The sequence below is a fragment of the Proteiniphilum sp. UBA5463 genome (assembly GCF_002427225.1).
GTDB lineage: Bacteria > Bacteroidota > Bacteroidia > Bacteroidales > Dysgonomonadaceae > Proteiniphilum > Proteiniphilum propionicum.
The window spans coordinates 21261-36259 of sequence record NZ_DIQL01000051.1 but is presented as its reverse complement, the minus strand read 5'-3'; the positions used below and the strand labels follow the sequence as shown (position 1 = coordinate 36259).

The window sequence follows — 14999 nt, the reverse complement described above, 5'->3', positions numbered from 1 at the left end:
ATGACTTGTTGAGATATTGACTTAATGCATTATATAGAGTATATCTGCCGTCCATGCCTTCGTCTTTTCTTTTTCCTCGGTTGCCGGTACAGGTATTCCTGATCGTCATTGTTACCGTTTGCAGGCCGGATGTCGAACAGTCCTCCCAATCCCGATGTGATGGATTCGATGCCTATCTGTACTGTTGCCGATTGGGATTGCGCCTGATCCTGCTGTATGGATTGCCTAGCATTCCGGTTCAACTGAAAGTCAATTTTCGAGTAGCTGAACATCCTGTCTATTTTTGAACCGCTGAACTTGTACCCGTTCTTCTCAAACCGTATCCCTTCCACGGTGGTGGTATTGCCTTTGGTTTTAAATTCCGTTTTAATTCCCGTTCTCTTAAGCTCCTGCATCAACTGTTTCCAGTTCCGGCATTTTGGTACGGCCGTTTTAAGGACGTTGTATATCTCATATTTGGTTTTGTCCGGTTCCTATAGCCGGTGTTGCTTTACATTCTCATTGCCGGTGGAGAAATACAACCCGTACTTTTCCGTGAGTTCCTTGCAGATCTTCCCGCTACGGTAACGGCCGTTACTGTCGGAAATGGTCTTTCCGTTATTGTCAACTCAATTGAACACTAAATGAATATGCGAGTGTTCCCTGTCGAAATGTCTGGCGATGACATACTGCGTGTCGGTGATTCCCATGCGTTTCATATAATCGTGTACGATCTTCACCATCATTTGGTTAGTTATCTTGTCCTTATCCTGTGCGGAAAAATCAAGGGAGATATGCCCGACCGGTTTCGACACCCTGCCGTTCATCCCTGCCTGCGTTACAAAGTTCTCGATGAGGAAAGAAAGGTTTTTCAGGCGTAAACCGTCCGTATCAAGTATCTGCGTCTTTTTCTTTTCATCGATGACGTATTTTACCACACCCTTGAAAGAACTTCCCTTTGTGATCTTAGCTATCATTGCGCATATCTTCTATCACGTCATCGATCTTGTTTGCCAGACGGAGAGTATATCCCGTGGAAAGGATAAGGCATCCTTTTTCTTTCATCGGAATTTAATTTTGATGAGTGTTTGATGAGCTTCTATTTTATTTATTATTAAATATATAGATAAGATATTCATCATTTCATCAAAAAACAGGTGTCTGAAAATTCCCGTGTGACGGTAAAGAACCGTCCCGTTTTTTTCTCGTCCTTATACTTTATCAGATTCAATGAATTATAAGCTGGAATATAGGTCGTATAGGTGAGTGTGCTGGCGGCGGGCTGTAGGCTCCACCGGTTTTTGATCCGTTCCGAATCCTGCTGCCTGTCAAAGAGCACTTCCTCAATGCCGATCAGCAACTTGCCCGTCCAGTCGGCATTGAACTGGCTGCGGAAATCCTCGTTGGTGTTGAAGGTCATGTTCTTACCGAAAATCGTTTTCAGCAAATTAAGGAAAGTGGATTTTCCGGTATTGCGCCCCACGGAACACGCACCTTTGTCATCTCACCGGATAGCAACGGTTTATGGACTTCCTTGTAATAGGTGGTTCCTACCCTGACATATAATTTGTGGGCTTCCATGACCTTATTTCATTTTCCTGCGTGAGCTGCGGGCAACGGTGCGGGTGATTTCACTATAGTTATGGCGGTCACGTGTCTTGTTCTCCGCCCATGCCAGTAATTCTTTCCGTGAAAAGACAAGTTTGCCGTTATAAATCCGGTGGGGGATATCCCCTGCGGAAGTGAGCTTGTACATTTTCCCTCTGGATGTGGAATAACCGTTTTCTTTAAGGAAAGCGAGTACTTCCACAAGGTTGACAACATCAGAGTCCGTTTTTTGTGCTGCCGGTGGGGGCAGTAACCCGTGTACGGCTTCTTTCACTAAAGACCGTAGTTCTTCGGGTGTAGTAAGAATAATTTTTTCCATTCTTCTTCGTTTTTTATTTTAATGAAACATATAAATAAATGTCGCAAAGTAAGAACATAAACAATTGAATATTAAATCGTAAAACCGGTTTACACGGTACTACAAACAACGCCAATCGATGCCGATGGAAGACAAGCGGCGCCAAACGTAAAGCGGTAAACTATTTCCTGTTAAATAAATATAAATAAAGCGGGGAAGAACGGGAAGGCGGGAGGTGGTATTGGATATAAATTACTATGTCCTATTGTTTACAGGTTAACTCTTCCAACACTTCAGAACGGATCGGGTGGTATAGGAATAAACTTCAACTCCCCTGAATGTATATGCTATTTCATCCACGATAATCCCGGCATCGATCCGTTTATCCACGGTCGGGCGGGAAATGCACAGGATATCGCTCATCTCCCGCTTGCTTAACTCGACTGGTTCTGTAATACCGTTTCGGGAAATATACTGTTTAAGTGATGCAAGGGCTTTTTCAAGGTTTTCTGGCTGTGCGGTGTAGGGTTGTTTGCGTTGTTTCAGGGTTATAACTGCGGTTTCAATATCAAAATCATCCAGTTCCGGCTTGGATTCAAGTTCCAACCTTAATTTCTTCAAATCCTCCCAGTTCGGAAAGGGGAAAGGTATATTTGCGGGGACGTGCCATAATGCATGATTTTGAAAAACAAACATACTAATTTATTATTTGATTTCAAGCAATGGCTTTGAGTTCTTTTGTTTACCCATTGTTTACCCGCAAATAAAAAAAGCAGCTACATTCTCTTTTTATGTAACTGCTTGATTGTGAATGTAGCGAGACCGGGGCATGATCCCGGGACCTCATGATTATGAATCATGCGCTCTAACCAACTGAGCTATCTCGCCATTAAATAATTACAGCCTTTGTCAACTGCTTTTCAGACCTTATGATTATGAATCATGGGCTCTATCCAGCCTGGCTGTTTATTGAAATATCTGAAAAAAGGTACACAAAACTAAAGTTTACTGCCCTAAATTCGAGGTGCAAAAGTAGCACTTCTTTTTGAATTCTGCAATACCAATTTCAAAAAAACATTCAATACGGGCTTAATTTTAAAATTCTCACTGTTTTTATCTCTTTCACTTGTGGGAGACAGCAGTAAATGGGATGATAGATTTTAGTGCTTTTCAGACAAATTCCCTTTAGATAAATTCGGTTTAATGTTGTAATTTTGTGCCGTAAACAGTGTTTCTAACCTCACATTAATATTAAAAAGTGATTTATCCCGATAATTTTGAGCAGAAGATAGAGTTTAACAGAGTACGCCAACTTCTTTCGGAGCGATGTCTGAGCCAGCTGGGAAAAGAGAAGGTGGAAGAGATGCACTTTTCTGCCTCCTACAACGAGATAACGACTCATCTCTCCCAGACCGAAGAGTTTGTTAGAATAAGGAAAGAGGAGGATTCTTTTCCCGACGGCCATTTTTATGATATGCGGCCGGTACTGAAACGTATACGTATAGAAGGGGCATGGATAGACCAGGGTGCTCTGTTTGAATTACGCCGTTCACTGCAGACCATTAACGGGATTGTGGCATTTCTGCATCGTGACGATGACAAAACACCCAAATACCCTAATCTGCTTGCTCTTACAGAAACATTGATCACCTATCCGGAGATCACCAAAAGAATAGACATAATACTCGATGATCTTGGCCAGGTGAGGGACAATGCATCGCCCCAATTGTCGAATATCCGTCGCGAACTGAGCTCTACTATGAATGGTATTTCAAAAAGCCTGAACACTATCATGCGTAAGGCACAGGCTGAAGGATTTGTAGATAAGGATGTTTCGCCGAGCATGCGTGACGGACGGCTGGTGATCCCTGTTAATCCTTCTTACAAGCGTAAGATAAAGGGAATCGTACACGACGAATCCGCATCAGGGAAAACAGTCTTCATTGAGCCATCGGAGGTGGTGGAGGCCAACAACCGCATCCGTGAACTGGAGGCGGATGAGCGCCGGGAGATCATTAAAATACTGACAATATTCAGCAGCTGGCTAAGGCCTTTTCTGCCGGATCTGCTGGAGTCGTATGAGTTTCTGGCTAAAATAGATTTTATTCAGGCAAAAGCATCTTTTGCGATGCTTACAGGCGGAATCAAGCCTTCCGTGGACAACGTGCAGCAGATAGATTGGGTGGAGGCGGTACACCCTTTGCTCTTCCTTGCCCTTAAAAAACAGAACAGAAAGATTGTACCACTTGACATCACACTTGATAACAAGAACAGGATACTTGTGATCTCCGGTCCCAATGCCGGAGGTAAATCAGTATGCCTGAAAACAGTAGGTCTATTGCAATACATGGTGCAGTGCGGGCTGCTGATACCACTGAAAGAGAACTCGAGAGTGGGCTTGTTCCACGATATTTTTATCGATATTGGTGATGAGCAGTCTATAGAGAACGATCTTTCTACATACAGTTCACATTTGATGAACATGAAGTTTTTCGGAAAGAACTGCAACGGCAATTCGCTGCTGTTGATCGATGAATTTGGAAGCGGTACCGAACCGCAGATTGGAGCAGCTATTGCGGAGGCGTTGCTCGACAGGTTCAATAGTCAGAAATCGTTTGGAGTTATCACTACCCACTACCAGAACCTGAAGCATTTTGCCAATGAGCATGAGGGAGTGGTTAACGGAGCCATGCTTTATGACCGGCATGAGATGCAACCCCTTTTCAGGTTATCAATTGGTAATCCGGGGAGCTCGTTCGCCGTGGAGATAGCCCGTAAAATTGGCCTTCCCGAAGATGTGATTATCAGGGCATCGGAGATAGTGGGCAACGATTACATCAATATGGACAAATATCTGCAGGATATTTCACGCGACCGGCGCTACTGGGAGCGCAAAAGAGACGAGATACGCCGTGAAAGGAAGCATCTGGAAGAGCTGACATCGAAATTTGAAACCAGACTCGAAGAGATAGATAAACAGAAAAAGGAGATAATCCTGCAAGCAAAACAACAGGCTGAAAAGCTTATCCAGGAAAGCAATGCCCGTATAGAGAGTACTATCAGGCAGATTAAAGAGTCGCAGGCTGATAAAGAAAAAACAAAACAGGCACGACAATCGCTTCGTGAATTCAAGGATAAAATTGAACCTGATGGAGCTTCAGAAGTAAAAGCCCGTGGAAGGCGGAAAAGGAAGCAAAAGACACTTCCAGCAGATGCTGCACAACAGGTGAAAAAGCCGGAGGTAGGAGATACCGTGCGATTTAAAGGACAGGCTTCGGTGGGAGAGGTTTTGGATATTTCCGGTAAAAGGGCGACTGTCGCTTTCGGGATGATAAAGTCAACTGTAGATCTGGACAAGCTTGAACAAGTTAGCGCCAATCAACTTAAAAAAGAGAAGAGAACATCTAACACACGCGATTTTATGCATGAAAGGAGATTGAATTTCAAGCAGGATATTGATGTTAGAGGAATGCGTGGTGACGAAGCACTGCAGGCCGTGATCTACTTTATTGACGATGCCATACAGCTTGGCGTTTCACGTGTTCGTATTCTACACGGCACCGGGACAGGTGCCCTGCGGCAGATTATAAGGGAGTACCTGGGTAGCGTGAACGGCGTGGCGCATTATCAGGATGAACATGTTCAATTTGGCGGAGCAGGTATAACCGTGGTAGATCTGGAATGACATCATTAATAAAAAAAGAAGTGCCATCACTTCAATGATGATTGGTATGTTTATTATTCCCCTCTCAGCACTGGTGATGTAGTTAGGGAACCAGGCTGGAGCCCTTAATGCGGCAGCCTACGCAGAGGCAACCCGGAACGCACACTATATTTGGTATGTGTTCGTTGCTATAGGTACTGTTTCAGCAGTTACGTTGAATATTTACGTACACATTACCCGTAACATTGACAAGGAAAATAACTATGAACAAGAAGCCGGAGCACATGACAATAGTTAAATTATCCTAATTTAGAACTTGTCACTTGTAAAGGCGTTATAGTATAAACATAAATTATAGTTTTAAAATTACTAACAGGTATGAGATTAGATCTGAGTTCACACATTACACTGGAAGGGGTTCCAAAAAAGTATTACAGGCCTGAGAATGATTATGAAGAGTATAATCTTTCGAGGTACGAGAAGTTGCCGCTGGCTATTTATGAGGAGACAAATAAAGCTGCCAAAAAGATAGCAAACGACATTGTAAAAGAGATGTTAAAGCTGAAACAAACGGGGAAACAGTTTGTATTGGGAATTAGTGGCGGCAGTTCACCTCTGCCGGTATATGAGGAGTTGGTAAGACAACACAGGGAGGAGAATTTAAGCTTCAGTAATCTGGTTGTATTCAATACCTACGAATTTTACCCGGTCATGGATTTTGCGTACAGCAACCTGCAGATGCTGAAAGATTTTTTCTTGAACCGGATAGATATCAAACCGGAGAATATATTCTCTCCTGATGCAACCATCGAAAAAGACCTTATAGCCGAAAACTGTGAGGTTTTTGAAAAGGATCTCCAGAGAATGGGCGGATTGGACTACCTCCTGCTTGGGTTGGGTAGTAAAGGCAACCTTGCTTTCAACATGCCGGGCAGCAGTCTTCACTCTCAGACACGTCTGGTTATGCTCGACGGTGATTCGAGAAAAGATATCGCTCGCAATTTTGGTTCACTTGATAAGGTTCCTGTAAGTGCAATTACTATGGGGCTGTCAGATATGATGGAGGCAAGAAAAATTACTCTTGTAGCATGGGGTGAACAAAAAGCAGAAAGTGTGCATAATATCGTTGAAGGCCCTGTAACGGATATGGTTCCCGGGTCAATATTGCAGACACATTCGGAAGTTAAGCTGTTTGTTGATCTTGCAGCTGCCTCTGACCTTACACGCATAAGCCATCCATGGCTTGTAACCAACTGCGATTGGACAAACAAACTTATCCGGAGGGCTATTGTTTGGCTCTGTGGCGTTGTTGACAAGCCCATTCTGAAGCTAACTAACAAGGATTACAATGATAACGGTTTGAGCGAACTAATTACACTATACGGATCGGCATATAATGTTAACATTAAAATATTCAATGAATTACAGCATACAATTACAGGGTGGCCCGGAGGTAAACCCGATGCCGATGATACTTATCGTCCCGAAAGGGCAAAGCCATATCCGAAAAAAGTTATAATCTTCAGCCCACACCCAGATGATGATGTGATCTCTATGGGAGGCACATTTCAGAGGCTTGTCAATCAGGGGCACGAAGTACATGTCGCTTACCAGACATCGGGGAATATTGCTGTGGGGGACGAAGAGGTGATCCGCTATATCTCTGTATTGAAAAGTATGCGCAAAAAATTTGATCCCGGCAACAAAGGATTACTGGAGAAATACGAGGGTATCCGACAATATCTGATGCACGAAAAAGCAAAAGAAGATCAGGATACCCCCGATATTCTGTTTATAAAAGGAAGAATCCGTCGAGAAGAAGCACGTTCTGCCGATAGGTATGTGGGGCTTTCTGAAGAGAATGTTCATTTTCTGGACCTTCCTTTTTACGAAACCGGAAAAGTTAAAAAGAACCCTATCTCCGAAAAGGATGTGAACATTGTGAAAGATTTCATTCAAACCATAAAACCGCATCAGATATATGTTGCCGGCGACCTTGCCGATCCGCATGGTACACATAAGGTGTGCCTCGATGCCATTCTGGCTTCCATTGACATACTAAAAGAGGAAGAATGGTTTAAAGACTGCCGTGTATGGATGTACCGTGGTGCATGGATGGAGTGGGAGATAGCCCATATTGAAATGGCAGTACCCCTTTCACCTGAGGAGCTCAGACAGAAAAGGAACGCTATACTTAAACATCAGTCGCAGATGGAGAGTGCACCTTTCCTTGGGGACGATGAGAGGTTGTTCTGGCAACGCTCAGAAGAGCGTAACCGTGCTACTGCCGAAATGTACTGGAAGCTTGGACTGGCGTCATATGAAGCGATAGAGGCATTTGTTGAGTACATTCCGGTACAATGATGTAAAAAGACCCTTTTGGTTATTATTGATATAATGAGCTGCCCGGAAAGCCAGGCAGCTCATTTAGTTGGTGCCTGATATACTTATGGCTACTCTAATACATTGTACATGCTGGTATTGATCTGTGGTATTTTGTTGCTGAGATCCACAGAACAAAAAGGTTATCAATATTATACATATGATAGCTGTTTTGAACTGACAGGGAAGAATATTATATATTTATGTCGATATTTTAAAAAAAAAGTCGTATATTGTGGCCTTTTCTAAAATAACACATGTCGAAAGAAAAATTCCATATTGAGTTTTTGATGGGCAATGCAACTCAGAGCAGTTTGTGGCGTATGATCAGCCAGATTGATGGCCTTTCGGAATGGTTTGCAGATGAAGTGTCAATGGATGAGACAGAAACCATTTACACCTTCACGTGGGGGAAATCATCAAACCAGGCTATGATTTTGAATCAGAAGCCACAGTCAAGTATTCGTTACAGATGGATTGACGAAGGTGAGGAGAACTATTATTTTGAGTTTTTACTTCGTAAACTTGAACTATCAGGTGATGTTACACTGGAGGTTACAGATTTTGCCGATCCGGGTGAAAAAGGAGATGCTATTACTTTATGGGAGTCGCAGATAGATGAGTTGAAGCGAAGATTAGGCATCTGACAGTTTGTGGTTGCAATATAGTTACTCGCTTTAATCAACTTTACATTTTTGAACTGCATTTGTACGTTTGATTTTACTATCTTTGTCATAAAATTAAACAGGTCTCTTTTTGTTCAGATTTAATGGGTAGATTTTTCCAAATAAAGCGATTATACAGTTATATTCTTACAACCTTTATCCCGCTTTTTCTGATGACTTTTGCCATATGCCTTTTTCTGGTATTGATGCAATTCCTGTGGAAATACGTGGAAGATATGGTAGGCAAAGGGCTGGGGTTGGATGTAATAGGGGAGATGTTCTTCTATGCTGCACTGAACCTTATTCCGATGGCATTACCATTGGCAATCCTGCTTGCATCGCTGATGGTATTCGGGAATATAGGCGAAAACTTTGAGCTGCTGGCCATAAAATCGGCAGGTATCCCTCTGCTTAAAATCATGAAACCGCTCATTGTCCTTGTTTTCTGTATTTCAGTGAGTGCCTTTTTCTTTCAGAACTACGCTGTTCCAAGAATTCAGACCAAATTCTATTCGTTACTTATATCCATTAGACAAGCATCACCAGAACTGGATGTTCCAGAAGGTGTCTTTTATAAAGAGATAGAGGGGTATAACCTTTACGTGGGAAAAAAAGACAGACGCACGGGAATGTTGTATGATGTGCTGATATACGATATTGCGAGCGGATTCAACAATATGGCTGTGATTATTTGCGATTCGGCCAAAATGAGTATGACAGAAGATAAGACAATGCTTATCTTCACAATGTACAGCGGGCAGCAATTTCAGAATTTCAACCAGGGTTCATCATCTCAGTATAATCCCGATTTTGTTCCGTACGCACGTGAAAGCTTCAAGGTGAAGACAATGATGATCTCTTATGATGCCAATTTTAACCGCATGGGAGAAGATGTTATTGAAGGAAGCTCTACAAGTAACTATGTATCCAAAAATCTTTCAGAACTTGGCTATTCCATCGATTCCATGACTATGATAATGGACAGTGTAAACGTGATGGACAGAAAATTGATGAAAAATTACTCCTTTCTCACCTTTCGCAACAGCTACCCTGCCGATAAGAGAGATTCGCTAATAACAGCTCCTTTGTATTCAAATGTTGAGGTCCCTTCGCCCGACACCCTTCTGCAGTCGAAAAGGGCCGAAGAGCAGTCGGCTATACTCCAGAGTGCATTTATGAAGGCCGATAATAACAGCAACGAGTATCTTTTCAGATCTTTCAACAAGACAACTACTCAAAAGACCATAAACCGGCATTGGATAGAATGGCATCGAAAATTTACCATTCCTTTCACCTGCCTTATATTCTTTTTTATTGGCGCACCACTGGGGTCGATAGTCAGAAAAGGAGGTCTGGGCACACCTATTGTCATATCAGTAATACTTTTCATTATCTATTACATTGTGGAAAATGTTGGATACAAGATGACACGAGACGGTGTTTGGGTACATTGGTTCGGTATGTGGTTCAGTTCGCTTGTTCTGCTGCCTATTGGTGTATTCCTTACCCACAAAGCAGTTAACGATTCTGTAATCATGAATGCAGATACCTATGTTGAATTCTTTAAGAGGCTGTTCTTTATTCGTGAAGCAAGAAAGTATAATGTAAAGAGTGTAATTATTGATATACCGGACTACAACAAAATATCGGGTTCTTTATCGGAATTATCAGGTGAAATTGATATCTTTATCAATAGATATAGAAGGTTGTCCTATAAACAGTATTGGACAGATGTTAATTACGATAGGGAATTGAGATACATCAAAAGCTCAATGGAAATAATACTAAACCAGCTATCCAACTCAAGAGAACTAAAGGTGCTTGCAAAAGCTGAAGAGTTCCCGGTGCTCATCAGTAGTTTCCGCCTTTTTAAAACAAACTCGCTTCCTGCCAGGATAAGCATGTATTTCTTTCCGTTTGGTATAATTCCGAGACTCTTATTTATACCCTTTGAAGTGAGAATAAGAAAAGATCTGGAGAATATTCAACTGCTGATAGTGAATTTAAAAAAAATTATCGGTAATATTCATGCACCTGTTGATGCAGCAATTGCAGGAAAAACGGTGATAGAACATAATTTTGATGCAGTAATATCTGAAGATTAAAACTCAGTAACAGCATAAAATAATTTTATATATATGCAAAATAATATTAAATTAAACACCATCGAGGAGGCTATTGATGAAATAAGGAATGGAAATTTCATAATCGTGGTCGATGATGAAGACAGAGAAAACGAGGGCGACCTGATTATAGCTGCGGAGTGCATTACCCCTGAAAAGATCAACTTTATGGAGACACATGCAAGGGGCCTTATTTGTGCGCCTGTGACTAAAGAACGCGCCGAAGAGCTGGAGCTTCCGATGATGGTTACTCATAATACTTCTATCCATTCAACGCCTTTCACGGTATCCATTGATTTACTTACCCATGGTTGTACAACTGGAATTTCGGCCTACGACAGGGCTCAAACCATACTTGCACTTACCCGCGAAGAGACTGCGCCGGAAGATTTTGGCCGTCCGGGACATATTTTTCCACTTAGGGCACAATCAAAGGGTGTACTTCGTCGTGCAGGGCATACAGAAGCATCAATAGATTTTGCCCGTCTCGCAGGCTTGTATCCTGCCGGCGCACTCGCAGAAATTAAAAACGAGGATGGTTCCATGGCTCGCCTTCCGGAATTGATGAATATGGCCAGAAAGTTCGATCTTAAGATTGTATCCGTAGCCGATCTGATTAAATACAGGCTCCAGACCGAATCGCTCATAGAAAGGGGTGAAGCGGTCAGGCTTCCAACGCAATACGGCGATTTTATGATGATTCCTTTCCTGCAGAAAGCCACCGGACAGGAGCACGTGGCGCTGGTAAAGGGTGAATGGCACGATGATGAGCCTATACTGGTACGTGTGCACTCATCGTGTATAACGGGCGACACTTTTGGTTCAATGCGCTGCGAGTGCGGGGAACAGCTGCATAAAGCGTTGGAGATGATTGAAAAAGAGGGTAGAGGCGTGCTGGTATATCTGAACCAGGAGGGACGTGGAATAGGACTAATGGCAAAAGCAGCTGCATACAAACTGCAGGAACAGGGACTTGACACAGTAGATGCCAACCTTCATCTCGGCTACCAGGCCGATGAGAGGGATTACGGAGTGGGAGCCCAGATATTGCGCAGCCTTGAAGTGAGGAATATGCGACTGATGACCAACAATCCCAGAAAAAGGATCGGATTGGAATCGTATGGACTGGAGGTAGTTGAAAATGTGCCTCTTGAGATTACGCCCAACAAGTATAATCACTTCTATATGGAGACCAAAAAGAAGAAAATGGGGCATGTGCTTCGAAATATAAAATAGATTATAAAAATAAATAGATATGTACGGAAAAATGCAACAACACCTTCAGGCCGAGCTTAGAGCAATAGAAGAGGCAGGACTTTACAAGAATGAAAGAATTATTGTTACCCCGCAAAGGGCAGAGATAAGAGTTCAATCGGGGCAACAGGTACTTAACTTTTGTGCCAACAACTACTTAGGGTTGTCTGATAATCCGAGGCTGATAGGCGCTGCAAAGCGGGCATTGGATGAACGCGGTTATGGCATGTCGTCGGTTAGATTTATCTGCGGTACTCAAGACTACCACAAGGAGCTGGAAAAGACTATCAGTAACTATTTTAAAACTGACGATACCATTCTTTATGCTGCCTGTTTCGACGCAAATGGCGGACTATTTGACCCTCTTTTTACCGATGAGGATGCTATCATCTCCGACATGCTTAACCATGCATCTATTATTGACGGTGTTCGGCTTTGCAAGGCTAAACGATATCGTTATGCCAATGCTGATATGAACGACCTTGAAGAAAAGCTGAAAGAGTCGCAGGCTCAGCGATTCAGAATTATTGCAACCGATGGTGTATTCTCAATGGATGGAAATGTGGCACCTATGGACAAAATAATGGAGCTGGCAAAAAAATACAACGCACTGGTAATGGTAGATGAGAGCCATTCTGCAGGTGTAGTTGGTAAAACCGGAAAAGGCGTTACTGAATTATTCAATATCATGGGAGATGTTGATATCATTACTGGTACTCTGGGTAAGGCTTTCGGCGGTGCTATTGGCGGATTTACCACTGGGCGCAAGGAGATTATTGAGATGCTGCGCCAGCGTTCACGACCCTATCTTTTTTCCAACTCAATTCCACCAATGGTGGCTGCATCTGGCATGGAGGCTTTCCACATGCTGCAGGAATCAAATCAGCTGCAGGATAAACTGCATGAAAATGTGGACTATTTTGTAACTAAGATGAGAGAGGCAGGGTTCGACATTAAACCAACCCAATCGGCCATTTGCGCAGTGATGCTGTATGATGCCAGATTGTCGCAAGATTTTGCCGCCGGAATGCTTGAAGAAGGAATATATGTGACCGGATTTTATTATCCTGTGGTTCCGAAAGGTGAAGCACGAATTCGTGTACAGCTTTCCGCAGCTCACGAACATGAACATCTTGACAAAGCTATTGCGGCATTCATAAAAGTGGGGAAAAAACTGGAAGTGATCTGATTTCTGACTTACAACTCCTTAAAATATTTATCAAATGAAAGCATTGGTTAAGATTCGTCCTGAAAAGGGTATCTGGATGGAAGAGGTGCCAGTTCCATCTGTTGGTGTGAACGATGTACTTATAAAAATAAAGAAAACAGCTATTTGCGGCACCGACTTGCATATTTACAAGTGGGACGAATGGTCACAAAAAACCATCAATACACCTATGACTATTGGGCACGAATACGTGGGTGAGATTGTTGATATGGGCAGTGGTGTGGAAAATCTGAAGATAGGCGACCGTGTTACAGGTGAAGGCCACATTGCCTGCGGACACTGCCGTAACTGTCGCCGAGGCAAACTTCATGTCTGCGAAAACACCATGGGTGTGGGCGTTAATCGAGACGGTGCTTTTGCTGAGTATCTGCAGCTTCCGGCATCGAATGTTGTGAAGCTTGATCCTCGCATACCCGATGAGATCGCTTCCATAATGGACCCGTTTGGAAATGCTACACATACTGCACTCTCGTTCCCATTGATTGCTGAAGATGTACTTATTACCGGAGCGGGGCTTATAGGAAGCATGGCTACCGCCATTTGTCGATTTGCCGGTGCACGTTATATTGTGGTGAGCGATTTGAGCGATTACAGATTGGATATTGCAAAAAAGATGGGTGCTACGCTAACGGTTAATCCATCAAAAGGTGAAACTATAGCGAAGGCGGTAGAAAAGCTGGGTATGCGCGGATTTGATGTGGGGCTCGAGATGTCCGGTTCTCCTGCAGGCTTCAGGGATATGGTGGAAAATATGTACAACGGCTCAAAAATATCTTTACTGGGTATTCTGCCCAACACCACTACTGTAAACTGGAATGAGATTATCTTTAAAGCACTAACGCTGAAGGGAATCTATGGAAGAGAAATGTGGGAGACATGGTATCAGATGGAGCAGATGCTAATTACAGGCCTTGATTTGACCCCAGTTATTACACACCGCTTTGGCATTGATGATTTTCAGAAAGGATTTGATGTGATGGAAAGTGGACAGTGCGGAAAAGTTATACTGAACTGGGATTGATTTTGCAATTATTGCCCGTCTCTTGGATATTTAATTTCGGGACTGTCTGAAGGCTGCACTCAAAGCTAATTAGCTTAGTCTGTTAAGCTGTTCAATTTTATCGGAATTATTGCTGATTTTGCACCTGTAAGTATCAGTATCGTTTATAAAAAAAAGATAATCATGAAGCAGCTGGTATTATTACGCCATGGCAAAGCCGAACAAAATACGATGGCCAAAGACGACTATGACCGTGCACTTACCTTGCGTGGAAGCAAAAACGCTGCTGCAATGGGTGAATACATACTGAAAAGGTTGGGAATACCTGATCTGATACTCTCGTCATCGGCCCAAAGGGCTTATGAAACAGCAATATATGTTTCAAAAAGTATCGGGTATCCGGAAGAAGATATTAAAACCGATCAGAATTTGTACTTTGCCCCAGCGCGGTGGATAATGAATGTGATTTCAAAACTTCCAAATGAGGTTGACACTTGCCTTTATGTAGGGCACAATCCGGGTATAACAAATTTGATAAACGACCTGGGAGTGCTGATTGATATTCTTCCCACGGCATCGGCCGTATGCTTTGAGTTCAATGTCGATTCATGGATTAATATTACTGCAGAGCGCGCCAACTTCATGTGGCTGAAACTGGCGAAGGATCTGTAGAAACAAGCTTCAAAAAAGCCTTATTTGCTATTTAAAGACAAACTACGGTTTTGATTGTACCACAATCGAGGCGTAGAAAATCTTTCTTGTTTACTGATTAACGCCATCGCCATCACGTCACATAAC

The 14999-nt window shown here is 42.8% G+C and carries 11 protein-coding genes, 1 tRNA gene and 2 pseudogenes; 8 read left to right on the top strand and 6 right to left on the bottom strand.

Annotated features, from left to right (window positions below; genetic code table 11):
- Nucleotides 1-29: 29 nt before the first annotated feature.
- The 6 genes and pseudogenes from B3B27_RS11860 to B3B27_RS08385 form a co-directional block, all read right to left on the bottom strand.
- A pseudogene (locus B3B27_RS11860) lies at nt 30-956 on the bottom strand (relaxase/mobilization nuclease domain-containing protein).
- A 281-nt stretch (nt 957-1237) separates the two neighbouring features.
- A pseudogene (locus tag B3B27_RS08405) lies at nt 1238-1456 on the bottom strand (primase-helicase family protein); the annotation flags it as partial.
- A complete protein-coding gene (locus B3B27_RS08400; protein ID WP_238869535.1) occupies nt 1420-1560 on the bottom strand; it encodes a hypothetical protein in 141 nt (46 codons plus the stop codon). The pseudogene B3B27_RS08405 and the gene B3B27_RS08400, both read right to left, overlap by 37 nt.
- Before the next feature lie 4 nt (nt 1561-1564).
- Nucleotides 1565-1906 (bottom strand): helix-turn-helix domain-containing protein, encoded by a 342-nt coding sequence (locus tag B3B27_RS08395; protein ID WP_238866453.1) that lies wholly within the window; start codon nt 1904-1906, stop codon nt 1565-1567.
- A gap of 255 nt (nt 1907-2161) precedes the next feature.
- Nucleotides 2162-2581, bottom strand: a complete 420-nt coding sequence (locus B3B27_RS08390; protein ID WP_238866455.1) for a hypothetical protein — start codon at nt 2579-2581, stop codon at nt 2162-2164.
- A 118-nt stretch (nt 2582-2699) separates the two neighbouring features.
- A tRNA-Met gene (locus B3B27_RS08385) sits at nt 2700-2773 on the bottom strand.
- Between the two features lie 370 nt (nt 2774-3143).
- On the opposite strand from B3B27_RS08385, the gene B3B27_RS08380 reads away from it, so the two are divergent.
- From B3B27_RS08380 to B3B27_RS08345, 8 genes are all read left to right on the top strand, one after another.
- Nucleotides 3144-5570: an endonuclease MutS2 gene (locus B3B27_RS08380; protein WP_238866457.1), complete on the top strand. Its 2427-nt coding sequence runs from the start codon at nt 3144-3146 to the stop codon at nt 5568-5570.
- A 357-nt stretch (nt 5571-5927) separates the two neighbouring features.
- Nucleotides 5928-7913 (top strand): glucosamine-6-phosphate deaminase, encoded by a 1986-nt coding sequence (locus B3B27_RS08375; RefSeq protein ID WP_286844991.1) that lies wholly within the window; start codon nt 5928-5930, stop codon nt 7911-7913.
- A gap of 275 nt (nt 7914-8188) precedes the next feature.
- Nucleotides 8189-8578: an START-like domain-containing protein gene (locus tag B3B27_RS08370; protein ID WP_238866461.1), complete on the top strand. Its 390-nt coding sequence runs from the start codon at nt 8189-8191 to the stop codon at nt 8576-8578.
- A gap of 122 nt (nt 8579-8700) precedes the next feature.
- Nucleotides 8701-10701, top strand: coding sequence for an LptF/LptG family permease (locus tag B3B27_RS08365; protein WP_238866463.1), 2001 nt, complete (start codon nt 8701-8703; stop codon nt 10699-10701).
- Nucleotides 10702-10734: 33 nt separating this feature from the next.
- Nucleotides 10735-11955, top strand: a complete 1221-nt coding sequence (locus B3B27_RS08360; protein ID WP_238866465.1) for a bifunctional 3,4-dihydroxy-2-butanone-4-phosphate synthase/GTP cyclohydrolase II — start codon at nt 10735-10737, stop codon at nt 11953-11955.
- A gap of 19 nt (nt 11956-11974) precedes the next feature.
- The gene (gene kbl, locus B3B27_RS08355; protein ID WP_238866466.1) at nt 11975-13162 is read left to right on the top strand and encodes a glycine C-acetyltransferase; all 1188 of its coding nucleotides are present in this window, start codon (nt 11975-11977) and stop codon (nt 13160-13162) included.
- A gap of 34 nt (nt 13163-13196) precedes the next feature.
- The gene (tdh, locus tag B3B27_RS08350) at nt 13197-14222 is read left to right on the top strand and encodes an L-threonine 3-dehydrogenase (protein ID WP_238866468.1); all 1026 of its coding nucleotides are present in this window, start codon (nt 13197-13199) and stop codon (nt 14220-14222) included.
- Between the two features lie 162 nt (nt 14223-14384).
- Nucleotides 14385-14873, top strand: a complete 489-nt coding sequence (locus B3B27_RS08345) for a SixA phosphatase family protein (RefSeq protein WP_238866470.1) — start codon at nt 14385-14387, stop codon at nt 14871-14873.
- Nucleotides 14874-14999 lie beyond the last annotated feature (126 nt).

Coding starts and splice junctions, on each gene's coding strand:
- B3B27_RS08400 (WP_238869535.1), bottom strand. CDS start 1,560: ATGGAAGCCCACAAATTATATGTCAGGGTAGGAACCACCTATTACAAG.
- B3B27_RS08375 (WP_286844991.1), top strand. CDS start 5,928: ATGAGATTAGATCTGAGTTCACACATTACACTGGAAGGGGTTCCAAAA.
- tdh (WP_238866468.1), top strand. CDS start 13,197: ATGAAAGCATTGGTTAAGATTCGTCCTGAAAAGGGTATCTGGATGGAA.
- kbl (WP_238866466.1), top strand. CDS start 11,975: ATGTACGGAAAAATGCAACAACACCTTCAGGCCGAGCTTAGAGCAATA.
- B3B27_RS08365 (WP_238866463.1), top strand. CDS start 8,701: ATGGGTAGATTTTTCCAAATAAAGCGATTATACAGTTATATTCTTACA.
- B3B27_RS08395 (WP_238866453.1), bottom strand. CDS start 1,906: ATGGAAAAAATTATTCTTACTACACCCGAAGAACTACGGTCTTTAGTG.
- B3B27_RS08360 (WP_238866465.1), top strand. CDS start 10,735: ATGCAAAATAATATTAAATTAAACACCATCGAGGAGGCTATTGATGAA.
- B3B27_RS08345 (WP_238866470.1), top strand. CDS start 14,385: ATGAAGCAGCTGGTATTATTACGCCATGGCAAAGCCGAACAAAATACG.
- B3B27_RS08390 (WP_238866455.1), bottom strand. CDS start 2,581: ATGTTTGTTTTTCAAAATCATGCATTATGGCACGTCCCCGCAAATATA.
- B3B27_RS08370 (WP_238866461.1), top strand. CDS start 8,189: ATGTCGAAAGAAAAATTCCATATTGAGTTTTTGATGGGCAATGCAACT.